This window comes from Paenibacillus sp. FSL R7-0302 (assembly GCF_038006885.1).
In the GTDB taxonomy this organism is placed as follows: domain Bacteria; phylum Bacillota; class Bacilli; order Paenibacillales; family Paenibacillaceae; genus Paenibacillus_AQ.
The window spans coordinates 1-22,407 of sequence record NZ_JBBOWB010000002.1 but is presented as its reverse complement, the minus strand read 5'-3'; the positions used below and the strand labels follow the sequence as shown (position 1 = coordinate 22,407).

Annotated in this window: 16 protein-coding genes; 15 read left to right on the top strand and 1 reads right to left on the bottom strand. The window is 54.7% G+C overall.

The window, feature by feature from the left end; genetic code table 11:
- The first annotated feature begins 554 nt into the window (after positions 1-554).
- From MKY96_RS25770 to MKY96_RS25720, 11 genes are all read left to right on the top strand, one after another.
- On the top strand, positions 555-1,592 hold the full coding sequence (locus MKY96_RS25770) for a LacI family DNA-binding transcriptional regulator (RefSeq protein ID WP_340944846.1): 1,038 nt from the start codon (positions 555-557) through the stop codon (positions 1,590-1,592).
- Positions 1,593-2,667: 1,075 nt separating this feature from the next.
- Entirely contained in the window at positions 2,668-4,083 is a 1,416-nt protein-coding gene (locus tag MKY96_RS25765) for an extracellular solute-binding protein (RefSeq protein ID WP_340944844.1), read from the top strand.
- A 248-nt stretch (positions 4,084-4,331) separates the two neighbouring features.
- Complete coding sequence (locus MKY96_RS25760; RefSeq protein WP_340946753.1) at positions 4,332-7,238, top strand: extracellular solute-binding protein; 2,907 nt, start codon at positions 4,332-4,334, stop codon at positions 7,236-7,238.
- Positions 7,239-7,310: 72 nt separating this feature from the next.
- On the top strand, positions 7,311-8,216 hold the full coding sequence (locus MKY96_RS25755; protein WP_445667852.1) for a carbohydrate ABC transporter permease: 906 nt from the start codon (positions 7,311-7,313) through the stop codon (positions 8,214-8,216).
- Between the two features lie 5 nt (positions 8,217-8,221).
- Positions 8,222-9,085 carry a carbohydrate ABC transporter permease gene (locus tag MKY96_RS25750; RefSeq protein ID WP_036700030.1) on the top strand — a complete coding sequence of 288 codons (864 nt, stop codon included), beginning with the start codon at positions 8,222-8,224 and terminating at the stop codon, positions 9,083-9,085.
- A gap of 19 nt (positions 9,086-9,104) precedes the next feature.
- Positions 9,105-10,547: a tetratricopeptide repeat protein gene (locus MKY96_RS25745; RefSeq protein ID WP_340944842.1), complete on the top strand. Its 1,443-nt coding sequence runs from the start codon at positions 9,105-9,107 to the stop codon at positions 10,545-10,547.
- Positions 10,534-11,157 (top strand): Yip1 family protein, encoded by a 624-nt coding sequence (locus tag MKY96_RS25740; protein ID WP_340944841.1) that lies wholly within the window; start codon positions 10,534-10,536, stop codon positions 11,155-11,157. The genes MKY96_RS25745 and MKY96_RS25740 overlap by 14 nt, the downstream gene beginning before the upstream one ends.
- 18 nt (positions 11,158-11,175) lie before the next feature.
- Positions 11,176-13,746: a DUF5696 domain-containing protein gene (locus tag MKY96_RS25735; RefSeq protein ID WP_340944838.1), complete on the top strand. Its 2,571-nt coding sequence runs from the start codon at positions 11,176-11,178 to the stop codon at positions 13,744-13,746.
- The gene (locus tag MKY96_RS25730; RefSeq protein ID WP_340944837.1) at positions 13,746-14,645 is read left to right on the top strand and encodes a carbohydrate ABC transporter permease; all 900 of its coding nucleotides are present in this window, start codon (positions 13,746-13,748) and stop codon (positions 14,643-14,645) included. The genes MKY96_RS25735 and MKY96_RS25730 overlap by 1 nt, the downstream gene beginning before the upstream one ends.
- 22 nt (positions 14,646-14,667) lie before the next feature.
- A complete protein-coding gene (locus tag MKY96_RS25725) occupies positions 14,668-15,681 on the top strand; it encodes a carbohydrate ABC transporter permease (RefSeq protein ID WP_340944836.1) in 1,014 nt (337 codons plus the stop codon).
- A 15-nt stretch (positions 15,682-15,696) separates the two neighbouring features.
- A complete protein-coding gene (locus tag MKY96_RS25720) occupies positions 15,697-18,363 on the top strand; it encodes a glycoside hydrolase (protein ID WP_340944834.1) in 2,667 nt (888 codons plus the stop codon).
- 118 nt (positions 18,364-18,481) lie between these two features.
- Here MKY96_RS25720 and MKY96_RS25715 read toward each other — a convergent pair whose 3' ends face one another.
- Entirely contained in the window at positions 18,482-19,090 is a 609-nt protein-coding gene (locus tag MKY96_RS25715) for a superoxide dismutase (protein ID WP_036723775.1), read from the bottom strand.
- A 416-nt stretch (positions 19,091-19,506) separates the two neighbouring features.
- On the opposite strand from MKY96_RS25715, the gene MKY96_RS25710 reads away from it, so the two are divergent.
- The 4 genes from MKY96_RS25710 to MKY96_RS25695 all read left to right on the top strand — a co-directional run bounded on the left by MKY96_RS25710 (position 19,507) and on the right by MKY96_RS25695 (position 22,339).
- Positions 19,507-19,926, top strand: a complete 420-nt coding sequence (locus tag MKY96_RS25710) for a GNAT family N-acetyltransferase (RefSeq protein WP_036723776.1) — start codon at positions 19,507-19,509, stop codon at positions 19,924-19,926.
- Positions 19,927-20,130: 204 nt separating this feature from the next.
- A complete protein-coding gene (gene lepB / locus MKY96_RS25705; RefSeq protein ID WP_340944831.1) occupies positions 20,131-20,748 on the top strand; it encodes a signal peptidase I in 618 nt (205 codons plus the stop codon).
- Between the two features lie 35 nt (positions 20,749-20,783).
- Entirely contained in the window at positions 20,784-21,980 is a 1,197-nt protein-coding gene (queG, locus tag MKY96_RS25700) for a tRNA epoxyqueuosine(34) reductase QueG (protein ID WP_340944829.1), read from the top strand.
- Between the two features lie 113 nt (positions 21,981-22,093).
- Complete coding sequence (locus MKY96_RS25695; RefSeq protein ID WP_036700040.1) at positions 22,094-22,339, top strand: YneF family protein; 246 nt, start codon at positions 22,094-22,096, stop codon at positions 22,337-22,339.
- Positions 22,340-22,407: the final 68 nt, after the last annotated feature.

Here is a 22,407-nt window from a genome sequence, read left to right as displayed (position 1 = left end):
TGGTGAAATCAAAGGGATAAATCCTATAAAATGTGCCTGAAGTGAGCTGCATGGGTGAAATCAGAGGGATAAATCCCATTAAAAGTACCAGAAGTGAGCCGCACGGGTGAAATCAGAGGGATAAATCCCATTAAATGTGCGGGAAGTGGGCAGCAGGCGTAAATGAGGAGCACAACTACCCCTGAATTGGCCAAAAGTGGGCGGTTGAGCGAAATGAGGAGCACAACTACCCCTGAATTGGCCGAAAGTGGGCGGTTGAGCAAAATGAGGAGCACAACTGCCCCTGAATCCGCCGAAAGTGGGCGATTGAGCAAAATGAGGAGCACAACTACCCTGAATTGGCCAAAAGTGGGCGGTAGAGCAAAATGAGGAGCAGTTGGCGATTGGCACGAACAAAGGGCCACTAAGCACCAGCCCATCTCCACGCGCCCTTCCAGCCCTAACTGCACCCTGCCCCTCTGCCGACTTCCCCGCTCCACCCCAACCCCCCCGCACCCATCCGCCCCGGATGTAAGTTGCCATAAGCCAGGAACGCGAGACCAAGGAGGTAAAGGATGAAGACGATTACCATATATGATATCGCCAAGGAGGCCCAGGTGTCCGTAGCCACAGTCTCCCGTGTCCTCAACAATACAGCTCCGGTCAAGGAGAGCACCCGGGAGATCATCATGGCTGTGATTGAGAAGCACCAGTTTCAGCCGAACGCGCTTGCCCGCAGTCTACTCAAGAAGGAGACTGGCACCATCGCCATGATTCTGCCAGACATCACCAACCCCTTTTTCCCGGAGGTCTTCTGGGGAGCCGAGAATGTGGCCAGAGAGAAGCATTATACCTTCTTCCTCTGCGATACGGCAGGGGAGCATAGCCGCGAGTCGGAGTACCTTAGCATCCTTCGGGAGAAAAGAGTGGATGGGATTATTTTTCTGGGCGGCAGAATTAACCTGAACCAGTGTCCGCCGGCGTTGTCCCAGGAGGTCGTGGAGCTGTCGAAGCATGTGCCGATCGTGCTGGTCAACGGCAATCTGCCCCGGAGCGGTCTGCACCGCATTTACACCGATGAAGAAGAAGGGGCGGCACTGGCCACCCAGCATCTTCTGGACCTGGGGCACCGTAGAATCGGGTTCCTCGGGGGGATGGAGGAGACCTCCACGACTCAGGTGAAGCTGAAGTCCGTGAGGATGAAGCTAAAGGAGCAGGGGCTTGAGCTACGCAAGGATTGGGTCATGTTCCACGACTTCTCGATCGAGGGCGGGCGGAAGCTGATGGACCGGATGCTGGAGCAGGAGGAACGGCCGACAGCGGTATTGTGTGTAAATGATTTTACGGCTATCGGCGCGTTGAAGTCGGCCACCCAGCATGGGCTGAAGATACCGGAGGATCTGTCGATCGTCGGGTTCGATGACTCGCCCTTGTCCAGAGCGGTTATTCCGGAGCTGACTACGGTGTCGCAGAACACCAACCAGCTGGGGGAGCTGTCTGTAGAGATGCTTCATGAGCTGATCAGCGGCAGAAATCCCAGAAAACGGACGGTGCTCCAGCCTAAGCTGGTGGTACGTGACAGCACGGGCCGCCCGAAAATTTTCGCAGAATAGCTCACAAAATAGCTCGCAACAACACTCGCCGGAAGCTGCTTACCAGACAAGTCTGCCGTGCACGCATTCAAGTATGTTCATCCAGGGCCGGTCAAGAACTTTCCAGGCGTATGTGGAGTGCGTCAGCACGAGGGGGCCTGTATTCTGGAAAGTTTTTGGATTGAAGCATGAAATTTGTGTAAAGTAGGATTGACCAGGGGATAACCAGAAGTTATAATGAAATGGATTTCATGAAACCCATTTCATTATTTTATAGGGTTTGAGTAAGCGGTTACTCTGGCGGTACATATGGGACAAGGAGAGTTTGCGAATTTACTGATAATTTGAAAAGTATAAGGAATTCGCAAATGTAACCCACCAGTCATCCGGATATTTCCCGCGAGAGAGGTGCCGACCTCAGAGGGACGGCAGGCCCGTGCACAGTTGCTCCTAATACGCCCTCTGAAGCGGTATCGCTCTCAATGGGACGGCAAGGGCCGTGCATAATCCTTATCCTTCTTCTCTCGGGAGAGGCACCTGCACAGTTGCTCCTGATACGCCCTCTGAAGCGGTATCGCTCTTAATGGGACGGCAAGGGCCGTGCAATAATCCTTATCCTTCTCTCGGGAGAGGCACCGTGCACAGTTGCTCCTGATACGCCCTCTGAAGCGGTATCGCTCTCAATGGGACGGCATGGCCCGTGCAATAATCCTTATCCTTCTCTCGGGAGAGGCCCGTGCACAGTTGCTCCTGATACGCCCTCTGAAGCGGTATCGCCCTTAATGGGACGGCAAGGGCCGTGCAATAACCCTTATCCTTCCCGCCGGAGCGGCACTGCCCGTATCCAGGTTCATTTATTTCCAAGTTTTCTTTTCATCATTTCAAGGGTAGTCTTAAGGGCTTATATGCTGGCATACGCCACTATATAAATATGACATCGGGAAGGGAGCGGGGGACGGACGCAGACATGCTTGAATCAGTTCAATCTTGAATCAGTTCAATCTTGAATCAGTTCAATCTTGAATCAATTCAATCTTGAATCAGTTCAATCTTGAAATGGCTTAACATCACTGAAATTAGGGGAGCGTGGCGAACAGTGAAACAGTTGAAGAAGAAAAGCTCGGCTTGGTTCATGCTGATGACAGCCGTAGTTACACTTGTAACCGGTTGCAGCGGAGGGAATAATGCGTCTGCACCGGCAACACCGGCGGCGGAGGCGACTCAGGCTCCGGCAGCCAGTGAAACGGCACCAGCAGCAACGGAAGCGCCTTCGGCAACGCCGGCTGCCAATCTGAACGGGCGGGAGATCCGCATTTCCCACTGGTGGGATGCCACTCCTGTCGGGGATTCAGAGGCAGATGAGCTTGCCCGCGAACGGATCAAAGCGGTGGAAGAGAAATACAACGTCAAGATTAAATACCTGAATACAGAGTATTGGTCCACCGCCGAGAAGCTGTCCTCTTCCGTTATGGCGAGCGATCCGTTTGCCGAGATTGTCCGGCTGCCTGACGGCTTCATCTGGGGATTGATGCATGGCGGCTTCCTTACACCGCTTGATGATTATCTGAAGGATTCACTCATCGATCAGAGTGTGATTGATTCCATGCGCTTCGGCGGCGACAAGGTCTATGGTCTGGAGAGCTGGTACAGCCCGAACGACAGCGGCGTTTTCTATAACAAGCGTATTTTCAAGGAAGCAGGCCTGAAGGACCCGCAGCAGCTGATGGATGAGGATAACTGGAACTGGAATACGATGCTTGATGCGGCGAAGAAGCTGACGATTGACAAGAACGGGGACGGGAAGATGGACCAGTACGGTCTGGCCGGAGCCCATTATGTGATCTCGGAGCTGCTAATCGCCAGCAACGGCGGTAAAATCTACGACGAAGCCACTCAGAAGGCGGTCTTTGATTCACCGGCATCTATGGAAGCGCTTAACTTCCTTCATAAGCTGTACACGCAGGATAAGGTATTCAAGCCTAACGAGGGCAATGACTGGGAAGACCCGGCTAAGTATTTTGGAGAAGGCACCGTGGCTATGTATCCGGGCGGTCTCTGGGAAATCGAGGGGCGTATTCTTGGCAAGATGAAGGATGAATGGGGATATGTCTATATTCCAAAAGGCCCGCAGGCCGATAAGTACTACGATCCGCTGGGCCAGACAGCAGCCTATGCCATTCCCAAAGGGGTTAAGGATGCGGATACCATCGTGAAGATCTGGGAGGATCTGCAGCCGTTCGACAGCTGGCAGGAGAACCGCAGACTGTCGATGGAGAATATTTTGCCGGATGAAGCCTCTATCGCCAATGCGATGAATGATGAGGGTAAGGTAGAGCGGGTCTATGGCGGACGCTACGGCGGTCTTGGCGTCAAGGATCAGCTGGATAAGGTGACGGAGAAATTCCTGAAGGGCGAGATTACACCGTCCACCGGGGTGGCCCAGGTCATTGGAACGGCGCAGGCCGCAGCCAAGAAGGTACTGAGCGGAGAGCAGGATAAAGAGAAAAAATAGGGAACAGGACAGCTTATAACAAGGGAAATAACTGCTTGTCCTGCGCAATACCTGCTGCGTTAGTCCGCAGAATCGGCAGCCGCCCTTAAAGGGCGGCGTAGCCGTGTGCGCTTGAAATATAAGAATTTCGCGCTGAAACGGTACCGTCCTTCAAAAGGACTGCCAGGCCGTTCCACTTGAAATATAACCAGTTACACCTGTAACACTCTTTAAATGCAAGTCTGCTAGAGGAGGGAACCCGAGTGAGAATGCCATTATCCCGGCGTATGATGAACCGGACACTTGTAACCGTCATGCTGATCTCCATGATGGCGCTGCCTGCGGCAAGCGCAGAGCTGCCTGCTGCCCAGGCGGCGCAAGGTGTAACGGGGAACGGGCAGGAGGTACGGCAGCTGCCTGAGGGCAGCTATGAGCATTATCTGCAGCAATACGAGGGCGAGGAGCAGCCGCGCGAAGAAATTATGCTGAAGGGGGCCGATTATACAGGGGCCGAGGGGATGAGCCCGGAGGTGCTAACAGAGCTTGGCGGGGAGACGGGGAGATACGTCAGAACGGAGGAGAGCGGCTCCATCCGGTGGCAGCTGGATGTGCCGAAGTCCGGACTGTACCACATCTCGGTCCGTTATTATCCGGTGAAGGGCAAAAGCTCGGCGATTGAACGTGAGCTGCTGATTGACGGCAAGCTGCCGTTCACCAGCGCCCGCAATCTGTCCTTCGCGCGGATCTGGGTCAATGAGAACCCGGAGATCCGGCAGGATAACCGGGACAATGATCTCCGGCCGCGCCAGATTGAGGCTCCGGCCTGGCAGGAGACGCTGCTGAGAGATACGGAAGGCTACTATGAGGAGCCGTACCAATTCTATTTCCCGGCAGGCCGGCACACCATAACGATGGTGTCCGGCAGAGAGCCGATGGTCATCGACTATATTAAGCTGCACAGCTACGCTGCACCCGCTGCCTATGCAGAGGTGAAGCAGGGCTACGAAGCTCAAGAATACAAGGAAACCAGCGGCCATACGATCAAGATTCAGGGGGAAGACGCGGCCTACAAATCCTCCCCGACCTTGTATCCGGTCACAGACCGCTCAAGCCCTTCAACAGAGCCGTACGATGTCTCCAAGATCAGAATGAACACGATTGGCGGCAACAACTGGCGGGTACCGGGCCAATGGATCGCCTGGGAAGTGGAAGCACCGGAGGACGGTCTGTACAACATCACCATCAAAGGCCGGCAGGAGCTGTTAAGAGGGATCTATTCCACACGCTCCCTGCGGATTGACGGAGAGGTTCCTTTTCGGGAAATGCTGCAAATACCGTTCTACTACGATTCGGATTGGCAGATGAACCGGCTGGGGAACGGGGATGAGCCGTATTTGTTCTATTTAAGCAAAGGAAAACACGAATTGCAGCTGGAGGTCAGCCTCGGGGCGATTGCGCCGCTCTTGCGCCAGGTGGAGGCCAGTGTGCTGGACATTAATGCGATGTACCGCAAAATCCTGATGATTACAGGCAATGTGCCGGATCCGTACCGCGATTACAGGCTGGAGGAGCAAATCCCGGATATGACGGCGGTCTTCCGTGAGCAGAGCAAGATTCTATATGGCATATCGGAAGAGCTGGTCCGGCTTACAGGGGAAAAGAGTGATAAAACCGCAACCTTGAATAAAACTGCCTATCAGCTGGCGGACATGGCCGACAAGCCGGAAACGGTTCAGAAGCGGCTATCGCAGTTCAAAATCAATGTCGGCAGCGTCGGCTCCTGGATTCTGGAGGTACGGGAGCAGCCGCTGGAGATTGATTACCTGCTGCTCTCTTCGCCGGATGTGAAGCTGCCGAAGGCGAATGCTTCCGGGTTCAGGAAGCTTGTGCATGAGGTGTCGTCCTTCACCCATTCGTTCTTCGAGGATTACAACACGATTGGCAATACCACGGAGAACGGCGAGACCATTGATGTATGGATCGGAACCGGCCGCGACCAGGCGCAGGTGCTGAAGGCAATGATCGATGATACATTTACCCCGCTTACCGGCATCGGTGTCAATCTGAAGCTGGTGAGTCCGAATGTGCTGCTGCGCGCCTCGCTGGCCGGGGAAGGCCCGGATGTGGCGATGCAGGTCGGCAATGATATGCCGGTGAACTTCGGGATGCGCCAAGCGGCGGAGGATCTGTCGAAGTATCCCGGCTATGAGGAAGTGGTGAAGCAGTTCAGAGACAGTGCGCTCGTGCCGTACCGGTTCGAGAATCAGGTCTTCGCCCTGCCGGAGCAGCAGATCTTCAACATGCTGTTCTACCGGAAGGATATTCTGCAGGAGCTGAATCTTGCACCGCCGCAGACCTGGGATGAGGTCTACGCGATGATTCCGGTGCTGCAGAAGCACCGGATGGATATGGCGCTGCCGCTCGCGCAGACGACAGGCGTGCCGGTGCTGGAGGTCAACCGCGCCTATGCCATGCTGCTCTATCAGATGGGCGGATCGTTTTATCTGAATAACGGAGCGAAGAGCGGACTCGATACAGAGACGGGGCTGGCTGCCTTCAAGAACTGGACCAATTTCTACACCAGCTACAAGCTGCCGCTGATCTTCGACTTCCCGATGCGGTTCCGCACCGGCGAGATGCCGGTCGGCATTCAGGATTATACCTTCTATAACTATCTGACAGTATCTGCGCCGGAGATTAAGGGGCTATGGGAATTCATTCCGGTTCCGGGAACGAAACAGCCGGACGGCAGTATCCGCAGGGATGTTGCCAGCGGGGGCACCGCCGCGCTAATGCTCAAGCAGGCGAAGAACAAGGATGCCGCCTGGGAATTCATGAAGTGGTGGGTAGACAAGGATTCGCAGGTCCGCTTCGGCCGGGAGATGGAGGGCCTCATGGGCGCGGCAGCGCGGTATCCGACCGCGAACGTTGAAGCGCTTAAGGAGCTGCCGTGGCCGACAAGCGATTACCGCCATCTGGAGGAGCAGTGGCAATGGGTGCAGGGTGTGCCTGAGGTGCCGGGCGGTTACTTCACAGGCCGCCATCTTGACAATGCTCTGCGCGAGGTCATCAACAATGGAACGAACACCGCCGATGCCCTGTACGATTATGTGCAGGAGATCGACTATGAGATTGATCAGAAGAGAGCGGAGTTCGATTTGAAACGAAGGGAATAGGGAGGGACTCTTGTGCAGAAAGTGAAAAATACGGCCGAACCCTTGATTCAGCCCCGGCTGTCCCCTTCCGGGCTGCGTAATTACTGGGCTTTGTTCGGCAAAGACATACGGCGGGATAAACATCTGTATGTACTGCTGGCTCCATATATGGTGCTGTTTCTGTTGTTTACCGTACTGCCGGTGGTCATTTCGATCATCTTCAGCTTCACGCACTTCAACATGCTGGAGATGCCGCGCTGGATCGGCTGGGAGAATTATTCCAAGCTGCTCTGGAACGATGATGTGTTCCTGATCGGGGTCAAGAATACGCTGATTTTCTCGGTGGTTACCGGACCGGTCAGCTATATCGCCTGTTTTCTGTTTGCCTGGCTGATCAATGAGCTGAATCCCAAGCTGCGGGCGTTTATGACCCTGATCTTTTTTGCGCCGTCGATCTCGGGGAATGTCTTCTTCATCTGGCAGATTATCTTCTCCAGTGACTCCTACGGGATCATCAACGGACTTCTCATGCAGCTTGGCGTAATTTATGAGCCGATCCAATGGCTGCAGGACCCCAAGTATATGCTGGGGATCATCATGCTGGTACAGCTCTGGCTAAGCCTCGGGACCAGCTTCCTGGCCTTCATCGCCGGACTGCAGACCGTTGACAAGACGCTGTATGAAGCAGGGGCTGTGGACGGTGTCAAAAACCGCTGGCAGGAGCTGTGGTTCATTACGCTCCCTTCCATGCGGCCGCAGCTGATGTTCGGTGCGGTCATTCAGATCACTGCGTCGCTGGCAGTTGCCGATGTGGCTATGGCGCTGGCAGGCTTCCCGAGTGTGCAGTACGGGGCGCATACGATCGTAACCCATCTGGTGGACTACGGGACGATCCGCTTCGAGATGGGCTATGCCTCGGCGATTGCCACCGTGCTGTTCGTGATGATGCTGGGCAGCAATCTGATTGTTCAAAAGCTGCTGAAGAGGGTGGGTGAATAAGCGGGATGAAGCTTGCTATACGTCTGAACAAAAAAGTAAACCGTTCCTGGCAGGTCGACGCCCTGCTGTTCCTGGCCCTGGCCGGATTCGGATCCTTCATGGCGATTCCGTTAATTTATGTCATTAACAATGCGTTCAAGCCGCTGGATGAGCTGTTTATTTTCCCGCCTACGCTGTTTGTACGCAATGCCACGCTTGAGAACTTCGCCAATCTGTTTCAGGTGATGAAGAATTCCTGGGTACCGTTCTCCAGATATATATTCAACACGGTATTCATTACCGCTGCCGGTACAGCCGGGCATATCCTGCTGGCCTCGGCGGCGGCTTACCCGCTGGCGAAGCATAAATTCCGCGGCTCTAAGGTGCTGTTCACCGTGGTTGTCCTGTCGCTGATGTTCTCGCCGCATGTCACCGCGATACCGAACTATATGATTATGTCCGCTCTGGGCTGGATGGACACCTACCAGGCGGTTATCGTTCCTGCCTTTGCCTATCCGCTGGGACTCTATCTCATGAAGCAGTTCATGGAGCAGATCCCCGATGCGCTTCTGGAGGCGGCGAAGATAGACGGGGCAAGTGAATACCGCATCTTCTGGCAGGTCGTCATGCCGCTGGTGAAGCCGGCCTGGCTGACGCTGCTCATTCTGATGATGCAGATGCTATGGGGCACGGACGGCGGCAGCTTCATCTACAGCGAGCAGCTCAAGACGCTGCATTACGCGATGGGCCAGATTATTCAGGGCGGGATCGCCCGTGCAGGAGTCGGGGCTGCGGTAGCGGTGATTATGATGACCGTGCCGATTGTGACGTTCATTCTGTCACAGAGCAATGTGATTCAGACGATGGCTTCGTCCGGCATGAAGGACTGAAGCGATGGAGGCGTTAGGGTTGAGAATAAAGTCATCGATACTGGTGCTTGTATCCGTGCTGCTGCTTGTCAGCCTGTGTCCTAGGCCGGCCGGGGCTGCGCCGTATGAAGGATATACCTACTCCTACTGGGGAGACGCGGTTCAGTCGCCGATTGCTTATCTTCCTTCGAGGGCCATCAGCGGGCTGGAGGCAGGGACGGGAGCCTGGACTGCTCCGGGAGACCTGTTTGTCTCAGCGGAAGGGCTGCTCTATGTGCTCGATTCCGGGAACGGGAGGATTGTGGTGCTGGATAAGGAGTGGAAGACACTCCGTGTCATCGAAGGCTTCCGGAACGGGGAGAAGAAGGACAGCTTCAATAACCCGGAGGGACTCTTCGTTACGGATGCCGGCCGGATCTACGTGGCGGACACGGAGAACAGACGGCTGGTCGAGCTGGACGGCACAGGGGCCTTCGTGCGGGAGATCGGAGCGCCGGAGGCGGATGTGATCGGAGCGGGTTTTGAGTATTTTCCGCGAAAAGTGATTGTGGATAAGGCAGGCCGCATCTATGTGGTCGGCAGAGGGGTCTATGAAGGGCTGATCGAGTTCGACAGCGACGGGCAGTTCACGGGCTTCATGGGCACGAACAAGGTGCAGTTTGATCCTGTGGATCTGTTCTGGAAGTCGGTATCAACCAAGGAGCAGCGCGAGAAGATGGTGCAGTTCATTCCGCTGGAATTCAACAATGTCGATGTCGATGAAGATGGCTTCATCTATACCACTACCGTGGATAAGAAGACCTTCTCTCCGGTAAAAAGATTGAATCCCTCCGGCATCGATGTCCTGCGGGTCAGCAGGGAGATCCCGCCCATCGGCGATCTGAGCCGGGACCGCTCCGCCTTCATTGACATTGATGTGACCGGAAACGGGGTCTACCGGGCACTGGACGCCACGCGCGGGCGGGTGTTCACCTACAATGAGGACGGCAAGCTGCTGTATGTCATCGGCCAATTGGGCAGCCAACTCGGCACGTTCAAGAACCCGGCGGCGGTGGAGAGCGATGGGGATGCGCTCTATGTGCTGGACCGTGATCTGGGGAGAATTACCGAGTTCACGGTGACCCGGTTCGGCAGCATGGTCAATGAAGCCAACACCCTGTACAGCTCCGGTAAGCATGATGAAGCCGCCAAGCTGTGGCGGGAGGTGCTGAAGCTGGATGCCAACTATGAGATGGCCTATGTCGGCATCGGCAAATCGCTGCTCCGCCAAGGCGAATACAAGGAGGCTATGACCTATCTGAAGCTGGGCAATGACCGTGAATATTACTCCAAGGCGCTGGGGAAACACCGCAGGGAGTATATGCGCGATCACTTCAGCATCTATATGACCGGATTGATAGCCGTGCTGCTGGGCGGCTACGTGATTACCCGCCTGATGAAGCGGCCGAGAAAGGGAGGGAGGGTCCAGGATGCTGTTTCTTAAGGACATTAAATATTCACTGCATGTAGCAGTACACCCCTTCGACGGATTCTGGGATCTGAAATACGAGAATAAGGGCAAGCTGCGCATGGCACTGGGCATTCTTATATTCCTTACCCTGACTATGATTGTGAAGCGCCAATATGTAGGCTATGTGGTCAATTATAATCACCCGCTTGAACTGAACAGTATCAATGAGCTCAAGTATATTATTTTCCCGTTCCTGCTCTGGTGCCTGGCGAACTGGTCGCTGACGACGCTGATGGACGGGGAGGGCAAATTCGCGGAGATCGTCATTACGACCGGGTACGCCCTGCTTCCGCTGATTCTGATCAACATTCCCAATATCCTGCTCAGCAACGTGATTACGCTGCGGGAGGCTTCCTTCTATCATTTGCTGGATGCTCTGGCCACGCTGTGGTTCGTATGGCTCTTGTTCATCGGGACCATGACGGTTCATCAGTACACGGTGCTCAAAACGATTACAACCATGCTGCTGACGCTGGCCGTGGCGGGCATCATCATCTTCCTGGGCCTGCTGTTCTTCAATCTGATCCAGCAAATTGTCAGTTTTGTCTACACCGTCTACCAGGAGCTTTCACTTCGCGGATAAGAAAGGAGGAGCCAGGCTTTGAAGAAGAAGCTAACCATTATTGCAATTGTGCTTATGCTCAGCGGCGCAGCCCTGCTGCCGTACACAGACTTGGCGGAATCCGCGCCTGAAGCGGAAGCGGCGGTACAATCCGATACGGCAATACAATCCGAAGCAGCGGTACCATCCTCAGCGCAGAGCGTGCAGGCCACCCCGAAAGCGCCGGAGCTATCCGCAGGTCTGAAGGCGGCCCTGGACAACGAATATTTGACCCTGTATCTGAACCGGGACACAACGGAGATCGCCGTTAAGGATAAGAAGAGCGGAGCGCTCTGGTATTCTAACCCGCAGGACCGCGAACAGGATGCTGTCGCCACCGGATATAACAAATCCAAGCTGAATGTACAGGTAGAGCTGACCTACTATGACAGCAAGGGCAATCTCATGAACTATGACAACTACACCCACAGTGTGCAGAGCAGCCAGTTCACCATCGAGGAATCGGGCGGCAGCCTGAATATCGTGTATACGCTGGGGGAGGTCAAGAGCAATATCGACGGTATTCCCAAATACATCAGTGAAGAACGCTTTCGTACCCTGATTATCGGCCGCCTTGAGCAGGACAGTGACAAGAAGGAGATCGAGAAGCGGTTCAGGTATGATGAGAAGAACAAGCGGTATGAACGAAGAGATACGTCCTTTAAGGGAGTCGGGCTTAAGAAGGTGACCTCCCTGTTCGAGCAGGTCGGCTATGATGAGGCGCAAATTGCCATCGATAAGGCGGCCTACGGCGAAGAGGGGGACGGAGCCGCCCTGGTGACGCTCCCCCTGGAATACAAGCTGGACGGAAATCGGCTAAGGGTAAGCATCCCGGGCGACAAGGTCCATTATCCGGATAATATGCATATTCAGACGTTGTCGCTGCTTCCGTTTTTTGGGGCGAGCGGGACGAAGGATGAAGGCTACAGCCTGGTGCCGGACGGCTCCGGGTCGCTGATACACTTTAACAATAACAAGCTCTATGCTACCCCTTACCGCACCGCGATGTACGGACCGGATGCTGCGCTGACCCAGCTGGGGCAAGTGCAGAAGGAGGAGACCGCACGGCTGCCTGTATTCGGCATGAAGGTTCAGGACCGCGGCTTCCTGGCGGTGATCGAGAGCGGAGCTGCGGTAGCAGCCGTGGAGGCAGACGTCAGCGGGCGGCTGAATCAGTATAACAATGTCTTCTCCAGCTATACGCTGGGCAGTCTGGAGGAAGTGACGCTGACCAACGGCTGGCGCTCCAGTACGGTGAAGCAATTTCAGGCAGGTATCTTTCCCGGAGATATCACTGTAGCGTACAGCTTCCTTGATCAGGAAGAAGCCAGCTATTCAGGCATGGCCGCGCAATACCGGGAGTACTTAATCGAACATACCGGGATGGCAAGGCTGGAAGAGGTGGAGGACGTCCCCTTCTACCTGGAATTGATCGGCGGCATTCCGAAAAAGAAATTCTTCCTGGGCATTCCCTACAGCGCTTATGAGCCGCTTACTTCCTTCAAGGAGGCCAGGGTCATTCTGGAGCAGATGCAGGAGAAGGGGATCGGGGACATTCAACTGCGGTACACCGGATGGTTCAACGGCGGCATCAACCATAATTACCCGAAGGGCGTATCGGTGGACAGCAAGCTTGGCGGGGCAAAAGGACTTCAGGAGCTGCAATCTTACGCACAGGATAAGGGGATTACACTATATCCCGATGCTTCGTTCCTGCAGACTTTCCCGGAAGCCAAGGGCCTCGGCAAGTCACAGGCCTCCCGGCTGATTACGGGCAAGCTGGCGCATACGTATCCCTATGATATCTCTGACCTCAAGCAGGATATGAAGCAGCCCTCCGGTTATGTCGTCAGTCCCCGGGTACTGCCGGGTGTGGTAGACGGCTTCCTCGGGGATTATGCAGCGCTTGGAGTGGACGGCTTGTCCCTGCGGGATCTCGGCAGCGGGCTGAATTCCGATTTCAATGCGGAGAATCTAATTGACCGCCAGCGGGCCGAGGGAATCGTCAAGGAGCAGCTGGAGCGCATGAGCAGCTCGGTGCCCCGCTTGATGGTTGAAGGCGGCAATGCGTACGCAGCTCCCTTCGCCCGTCATATTGTGGCTGCGCCTATGCAGAGCAGCGGGTTCAATATTACGGATGAGAGCATCCCCTTCTTCCAGATGGTGTACCACGGCTATCTGCAATATGCCGGAACTGCCTGGAATATGGCTGACGATCAGGATGCAACGCTTAGTCTGCTGAAGGCGCTGGAGACCGGGAGCGCACCGTATTATACCTGGTTCTATGCAGATCCCTCTGCGGTCAAGATGACGGGCTTCGACCGGCTGTATTCAGCCGATTACCGCAGCTGGATTGATCTGGCAGCCGGGCAGTATCAGGCATTGAGTCGTGTACTGAAGAGTGTCCAGTCCCAGACGATCAAGGAGCATAAGAAGCTGGCCGAAGGTGTCTATCAGACGACTTATGAAGCGGGTACTACGATTATAGTGAATTACAACCGTGCACCGGTGACTGTGGGCGGAGTAACCATAGACGGACGGAATTACCGGGTAGGAGGTGAGCAGCAATAATGAAGCTTAAGAAGCTGTCCCTGGAGCAAAAAAACAGATATTACGGCCTGTACTTCATTCTTCCCTGGTTCGCGGGCTTCTGCTTCCTGTTCCTGACGCCGCTGCTGTCCTCCCTGCGGTTCAGCCTCAGTAACCTGCAGGTCAATGATGAGGGCTTCACGCTAAAATATATCGGACTCGCGAACTTCCGGGAGGCGCTGTTCTCCCATGAATCCTATGTCCGGACATTAACGGAATCCGTGTCGAATATCGTGCTGAACACCCCGCTTATTCTGATTTTCAGCCTGTTTTTCGCTGTGCTGCTCAATCAGAAGTTCCATGGCAGAGTGCTGGCCCGGGCCATCTTCTTCCTGCCGGTCATTCTGGCCTCGGGTATTATTGCCAGCATTGAGAACGGGGATCTGATGCAGTCTGTGGTGCGCAGCGCCAGTGATTCCACGGGCGGAGGCCTGTCGGTGATCAAGAATCTGGAGCTGACCACGCTGCTGATCGAATCCGGTCTGAGCCCCACTGTGGTGCAGTATCTGACTGGGGCGGTGAGCCGGATCTATGAGATTGTCAGCCAATCGGGCGTGCAGATCCTGATCTTCCTGGCGGGGCTGCAATCGATCTCCCCTTCCCTGTATGAGGCGGCGAAGATTGAAGGCTCCACAGGCTACGAGGCCTTCTGGAAAATTACGTTTCCGATGATCGGCCCGCTGATCCTGACGAATCTGGTCTATACCATCATCGACAGCTTCATCAGCGACCAGACCAGCCGCATGGTGGTGGATACAGCGTTCAAGAGCTTCAATTTCGGGCTGAGCGCAGCCATGTCCTGGATGTATTTTGCCATCATTGCGCTGCTGTTGTGGATCACGACGGCGCTGATCTCACGCAAAGTCTTTTATCAAGACTAGCGGTTAGGAAGGAGGAGCATTCATGAAGACAGAGACCGCAGCAATGCCGCACCGCTCCAGGAAAGAGCAGCTGCACAGGCTGGCCTCGGCCGCCTATTGGGTAGAATTTTCGAAAAAATGGTTGTGGGTCATCGCCCGCTTTGTGCTGGTCTTCGGTATCTCGTTCGTCATCCTGTACCCGATCCTGCTGAAGCTGTCGATTGCGTTCAAGAGTATGGATGATCTGTATGATTCCACCGTGATCTGGGTCCCGCAGGCCTTCACCCTGGAGAACTTCAGGCTGGTCTTCACAGCGATGAACTATCCGGCAGTCCTGCGGAACACCCTGCTGTTGTCCTCAGCGGTCATGGTGCTTCAGACGATCATCTGTGTGCTGGCCGGTTACGGCTTTGCCCGGATTAAGTTCAAGGGAAGCGGGCTGCTGTTCGCGGCAGTGATCTTTACGATTCTTGTCCCTTCCCAGACGATCATGATTCCGCTGTACCTGCATTTCAAGAACTTTGACCTGTTCGGCCTGATTGAGCTGTTCACGGGGAAGCCGGCGAATCTGATCAATACGTACTGGCCGTTTATTATTTCTTCGATGCTCGGGATGGGCGTCAAGACAGGGCTGTATGTCTATATTTTCCGCCAGTTCTTCAAGGGCATTCCACGGGAGATTGAGGAAGCGGCCTATGTGGACGGAGCAGGCTATTTCACCACCTTCGCCCGGGTGATACTGCCCAATGCCATTCCGTCTATGGTAACCGTAATGCTGTTCTCCTTCGTGTGGCAGTGGAATGACTCCTTCTTCACCAATATGTATCTGAACGAACCGAAGGTCATGTCATCGATGATGTCATCGGCGGGCTACGGCATTGCTACCTACATGACCGGCGGCGGCCAGGCAGCGAATTCGCTCGTTCAGGACCCGTTCTTCATGTCCATGATGATGAATACCAGTGTGCTGATGGCGATTCTGCCGCTAATTATTCTCTATGTATTCGTTCAGCGGCATTTCGTTGAGAGTGTGGAGCGGTCCGGTCTGGTTGGTTAGGAGGAGGATAGGAGCATGAAGCGGCTGGCAGTTACGGCGGTTACCGGCGTTGTTCTAGTGTGTGTTGTTGTAATTCTGTTCAGTAATAGGAAAGAGGAGGAAATCCCTGTGCAGCACCAGAAACCGCCGGATGCGGCAGTGACGATAGACGGCAATATCCGCTATCAGACTATCGATAACTTTGGCGCATCCGACGCCTGGTCCATGGACCCCCTGGGGAAGGAGTGGACCGAAGAGAATAAGAACAAGGTGGCAGATTTGCTGTTCTCACGTACCGAAGGAATCGGGCTGTCGGCATGGCGCTTCAATATAGGTGCAGGCTCGGTAGAGACCGATCAGGCGATCATTCCAGATCCGTGGCGAAGAACGGAAGCCTTCAAAATAACGGAGGAAGGGCCGTACGACTGGAGCAGGCAGGCGGGCCAGCAGTGGTTCCTGCGGGCGGCCAAGGAGCGCGGAGTCGAATCCCTGATTGCTTTCGTCAACAGCCCGCCGGTCTGGATGACCCGCAATGGCCATGCCCAGCCTGATCCGGAGGTAGGGTCCAGTAATTTGAAGGAAGGCTCTGAAGCTGCCTTCGCCTCCTTCCTGATTGAGGTGCTGGAGCATTTCAAGCAGGAAGGGCTGGAGTTCGATTATATCAGTCCCGTTAACGAGCCGACCTGGGACTGGAATCACGCGCAGCAGGAAGCCAGCCGATACAACAATGACGACCTGAAGCGGGTGATTCTGGAGCTGCATGCCCAGCTCCGGGCTAGCGGGCTGGAAGCGCAGATCAGTGCCCCGGATGGAGTGGAGATTATCTCTCTGCTCGATGATGAGCACTACCGGGAGTTCGCGGGCAGCGGCGTCTATTCCAGCGGAGCCAATAGCCTGGGGCTGGGGAAATACCGGGAATACATTAAAGACCTGCTGGGTGACCCTGTGCTGAAGGAAGCGGTCGGCAATAAGATCGCCTCGCATTCCTATTGGTCTGATTACAGCCATTCCGGCGATGACCGTCTGGTGAAGCTAAGACAGCTGCTTGACGGTAATCTGAAGCAATATGATCCTGAGGCCAAATACTGGGTCACCGAGTACTGCATTATGGGCGATTATGGCCCGGGACGGGATCTGGGGATGGAGCCGGCGCTACAGGTGGCGCGCACCATTCACTTCGATCTGACCGAGGCGAATGCAGCCGCATGGCAGTGGTGGACCGCAGTATCCAAGGTAGATTACAAGGACGGCTTGTTATACACCGATTACACTCAGCCTGGGGATGAGCAGAACATCCTGACCTCGAAGATTCTGTGGTCGCTCGGTAATTACAGCAGGTTCATCCGTCCCGGAGCGGTGCGGATTGCGCTCTCCGGTCTGAGTCAGGAAGCCGGAAGCGGGCTGCTCGGCTCGGCTTACGTGCACGAGGAGGAGCAGAGCATGACGGCGGTGCTGGTGAATGACAGCCTGGAGGAGAAGCGGGTGCAGCTCACGCTGAGCGGACTGGGACTAAAGGCATCTGCCTTGCGTTCCTATGTAACCAATGAGCAGCTGGATCTGGCCCGCGGCGAGGATGTGGCTGCTGATGAAGCTGCTAATGGGACAGCAGATGGGGAGCAGGTATTCCAGGCCGTTATCCCGGCCAAGTCGGTGGTGACCCTGGTGGCAGGCGGGCCGGAACTAGAGGAGGAGGCTGGCTCGCCGGTTGAGGTTGCCGGAACTCGGGTTACCGGGACTCAAGCTGCACAGGACATTCCGGCGGCGGAGGACTATGCGGGCTATCTGTTCAGCTATTTCACAGGCGAAGGGAGCGAAGACGGCGAACAGGTATACTTCGCCCTCAGCGTAGGCAATGACCCGCTGCATTGGCAGGAGCTGAACGGCGGGAAGCCCGTGCTTACCTCCCCCTTGGGCGACAAGGGAGTCAGAGATCCCTTCATCATCCGTTCGCCTGAAGGGGACCGGTTCTACCTGATCGCCACCGATCTGAAGATCAACGGCAATTGGGATTGGGGCGCAGCCCAGACACGGGGCAGCCGGTCGATCATCGTGTGGGAATCGGATAATCTCGTGGACTGGTCGGAGCCTTGGGAAGCCAAGATCTCGCCAGAGGAGGCGGGGAATACCTGGGCACCTGAGGTAATCTATGACCAGGATAGCGGGGAATATATCGTATTCTGGGCCTCGCGGATGTTCGCCGATTCCGCTCACACCGGGGACGCCTACCAGACAATCCTGTACAGCAAGACACGCGATTTCCGCGCGTTCACAGAGCCGCAGGTCTATATGGACTACGGGCATTCGATTATTGATACCACTATGGCTGCGTATAACGGGAAGATTTACAGATTCACCAAGGATGAGCGTGAGCAAGGCCCGGAATCCCCTTTTGGCAAAATGGTATTCCAGGAATCCCTGGATTCGGTATTTGCGCCTGCGGTGAAGCGCTTAAGCGGAAGTGTCGGCGGACTGAAGGGCATTGAAGGGCCGACCCTGTTCAAATCCAATACGGAGAAGAAGTGGTATCTGTTTGTGGATGAATTCGGAGGGAGAGGGTACATCCCGCTGGAGACGGAAGATCTGGATTCGGGCAAGTGGACGGTATCCTCTGATTATGAGCTGCCGGCCAGCCCCCGCCATGGAACGGTAATTCCGGTCACCCGGCGTGAGTACGACGCTCTGAACGCCAAGTTCATGCAGTGATCTAAGGCCGGGCCTAACGTACACGCTGGGCGGGGCCGGTATACAAAAACAGGTTCACCCTTGCCATTACGGCAGAGGTGAACCTGTTTGCTTAGAGCATCATGCTGAAGGCAGATGCTTATTTCGCGCTTTCGTAACGCTTGCCGACTTCTTCCCAGTTCACTACGTTCCAGAACGCCTTGATGTAGTCAGGACGTTTGTTCTGGTAGTTCAGGTAGTAGGCATGCTCCCATACATCGAGGCCGAGGATTGGAGTTGCGCCTTCGCTGATCGGGTTGTCCTGGTTCGGTGTGCTGGTTACAGCAAGCTTGCCGTCCTTCACAACGAGCCAAGCCCAGCCGCTGCCGAAGCGTGTAGTAGCTGCAGCCGCGAAGTCTTCCTTGAATTTATCGAAGCCGCCCAGCTCGCTGTCAATGGCAGCAGCCAGTGCGCCAGTTGGTGCGCCGCCGCCATTCGGTCCAATCACTTCCCAGAACAGGGTGTGGTTGGCATGTCCACCGCCGTTGTTGCGGACCGCTGTGCGGATCGCTTCCGGTACAGCGTTCAGGTCGGTCAGAAGCTCATCGATGCTTTTGTTTTGCAGTTCGGGTGCCTTTTCCAGTGCGGCGTTCAGGTTCGTCACATAAGTGTTATGGTGCCTGTCATGATGAATCTCCATCGTCAATGCGTCGATGTGTGGTTCAAGTGCGTTGTTCGGATACGGAAGTGCCGGTAATTGAAAAGCCATGGAAAAATCCCTCCTGATTATATGTTGGTTTTGGTATATATCCGTTGAGATACTATTATTAAAACGCATCTGGAACAATAATGCAACACTAAATAAACATTATTGTTTAAAAAGTATTTTTTCGTCCTCAGCTCACCGAAAGTGTTAAGCCTATGTTAAACTGATAAGACTCGTAACCGGGACGTTTTGACTACTAGAATTTCCTAATACATGTTAAATATGAAACTATATTGAATGTAAACGCTTCATATCAAGCGCTTTCAAAAGAAAAATGATGATAACGCGAGAAAAGTGTGCTTTAATAGAGACAAAAGCAGGTATTCCTCGGTTTTTGATGCTTTTTTCCACTTTATGCTGTTATGGAAACTCCTTCTTTTTGTAAAATCATAAGCCATAGAAAAGGGAGACTTGAAAGTATGCACGTTCGTTCCTTTCAATTAAGCGATGTAACTCCAGTGACTGAATTGCTGCAGACCGCATTATCGGAAGAATGTTTCGAGAGCACGATCGAGCCTTTCTCCAGGCAATTGTCATGGGATTCTGATCTCATTGTAGTTGCTGAGGATGAAGGAGAAATCATCGGTGCGCTGATTGGTACGATTGAGAAGAATCACGGCTGTTATTTCCGCATTGCCGTCCATCCGGATTACCGCCGCAGAGGAGTCGGCAAGAGTCTTGTAACGGCTATGGAGAGCAGATTTCAGGCGCGGAAGGTCAGCGGCATTTATGTTGCCGTCGATGAACACAATTCTTTTGCAATGCCTCTCTATGAAGCCATGGGTTATGACGAGAACCACATTTTCAAATCCGTGCGCAAGCTGAGCATTGTCGGGTAACTGTTGCTGAACCGCTGCTGTAAGCGGAATCAAAGGTCAGAGTAGAGAACTGTTGCAGGGCGGATACTTTGAATATGGGTATTCCTGCATAGTCTGTTTCATTATACTAAAGCATATCTTCCCTATGTCCATTGCAAATGGGCGGGAGATATGCTTTTCTATTGTTAAGGAACGGATAACCCAATCGAAGCAAGTAGGTGGCCTATGAACCGGGAGCTTGAAGAAGATTTCATGCGGAGCCGCAGACAAAGATACAGATCAGTGACGCATAACAAGTCTAGACAGAAGTCGAGAAGAACTTGGATCAAGGATATGCGGGAGTGGATCATTACGGCGGGGATTGTGTTCGCTGTGATGTCGCTGCTTAATATCTATGTGTTCAATGTGTCAACTGTAATCGGCCAATCCATGGAGCCTACCCTCTATCAGGGAGAGAAGCTGATTATTAATAAAATCGCCCTCAGCTTCGGGAATCCGGGCCGCGGGGAGGTTGTCGTCCTTCATGATCCCAGTACGGGACCCAGCCGCAAGGAATATCTGGTCAAGCGGGTAATCGGCATTCCCGGCGACATTATTGAAGTACGGAGCCAGCAGCTCTATCTCAACGGTAAGCTGCTGGATGAGCCATATATCGATACGTCTATAGAAGATCCTGATTTCAGCAGTCTGACCGTGCAGGCGGGGACCTACTTCGTCATGGGGGACAACCGGCATGCCGGAGCCAGCAAGGACAGCCGTTATTTCGGCGCTGTCGCAGGGGAGAGTATTGTGGGTAAGGTGTCCCTGATCTGGTGGCCTATCTCCAAGATGAAGGGCCTGTAGAGCAACCTTAGTCAATCTATAAAGGAGAGGCGGATATGCACCTCAACATCCAGAAAGGTTACGCTCCGCCCCCTTCCAAATGGGAGAAACTTAAGGCAGAGATTAAGGCGGCCGCCCCCGCGCTCGGTATCGATGATATCGGGTTCACCACTGCGGAGCCGTTTTTATATTTGAAGAACATTCTCAAGGAGCATCGGGACAAGGGGTACGAATCCGGCTTCGAGGAGCCTGACCTGGACAAGCGGACGGTTCCGGCCCTCCAGTCCGGAGAGCAGCCGCTCTCCATCATTGCTATTGCGGTGGCCTATCCCTCCAAAATGGAGGACCCGCCCAAATCCGAGCCTGGGGCGCGCAGGGGTATTCTGGCCCGCGCCTCCTGGGGCCAGGATTACCATCATGTCCTTCGTGAAGCGCTGGCGAAGCTGGAGAGCTTCATCCGTGAGCGCGTCCCGGATGCCGTGCTTGAGAGTATGGTGGATACGGGAGCGCTTGTAGATCGGGCTGTAGCAGAGCGGGCGGGTATCGGCTTCAGCGCCAAGAACTGTGCCATTATCTCACCCAAGTGGGGATCATGGATCTATCTGGGGGAGATGGTGACGAATCTCCCGCTTCCCCCGGACCAGCCTGTAGAGGAGGGCTGCGGCGATTGCACCAAATGCATCGACGCCTGCCCTACCGGCGCGCTGGTCGGACCGGGCCAGCTCAATGCCCAGGCCTGCATCTCCTTTCTGACCCAGACCAAGGGCTTCCTGAGCGAGGACTATATGAGCAAGATCGGAAACCGGCTCTACGGCTGCGATACCTGCCAGATTGTCTGTCCGCATAACCGCGGCAAGAATTGGAACCACCGCCCGCAGCTTCTGCCTGATCCTGAGGTGGTCAAGCCGCTGCTGATGCCGATTCTGGATCTCAGCAACCGGGGATTCAAGGAGAAATTCGGCAGCAGCTCCGCCGCCTGGCGCGGCAAGAATCCGATCCAGCGCAACGCGGTGATTGCGCTAGGCAATTTCAAGGAGGCTTCGGCGGTGCCGAAGCTGACGGAGCTTGTGCTGAAGGAGACGCGGCCGGTGATGCGCGGGACGGCAGCCTGGGCGCTGAGCCGCATCGGCGGCGAAGAGGCCCTTGCGGCTGTTGAGCAGGCGCTTGGGAGCGAAGAGGACGCTGCGGTACGCGACATGCTGGAGCGGGCCGCAGGCAAGCTGCGTGAGCAGGGAGCAGCGGACGGGAAATGAACCGGCTGTCAGCGGGATTTGGCAATTGCTGTCCAGTTGTTGAAATGCTATGATAGATTCGCGTGCCTGAACAGGGTTATCGCCAGACAATAGAGTACAAAGGTGGATTACAGATGAATATTGCATTGCCTATTATTACGCTTGTGGTAGGTCTGATCGGCGGATTCTTCATCGGTGTGTATTATCTGCGCAGACAGATGACAACGATGCAGAATGATCCTGAAATGCTGCAGAAGGTTGCCAAGCAAATGGGGTATAACCTGAACGGGAAGCAAATGCAGCGTGCCCAGCAGATGATGAAGAACGGTAATCCGCCGGGGCGTCCTGCTGCGGGCAAAGGACATTCCCGCAAGAAGTAATAATGATGATCGTATAATAGATAAGAGTCAGCTGCAGGTGCGGAAGGGGGGAGTTTTCATGGGGGGCA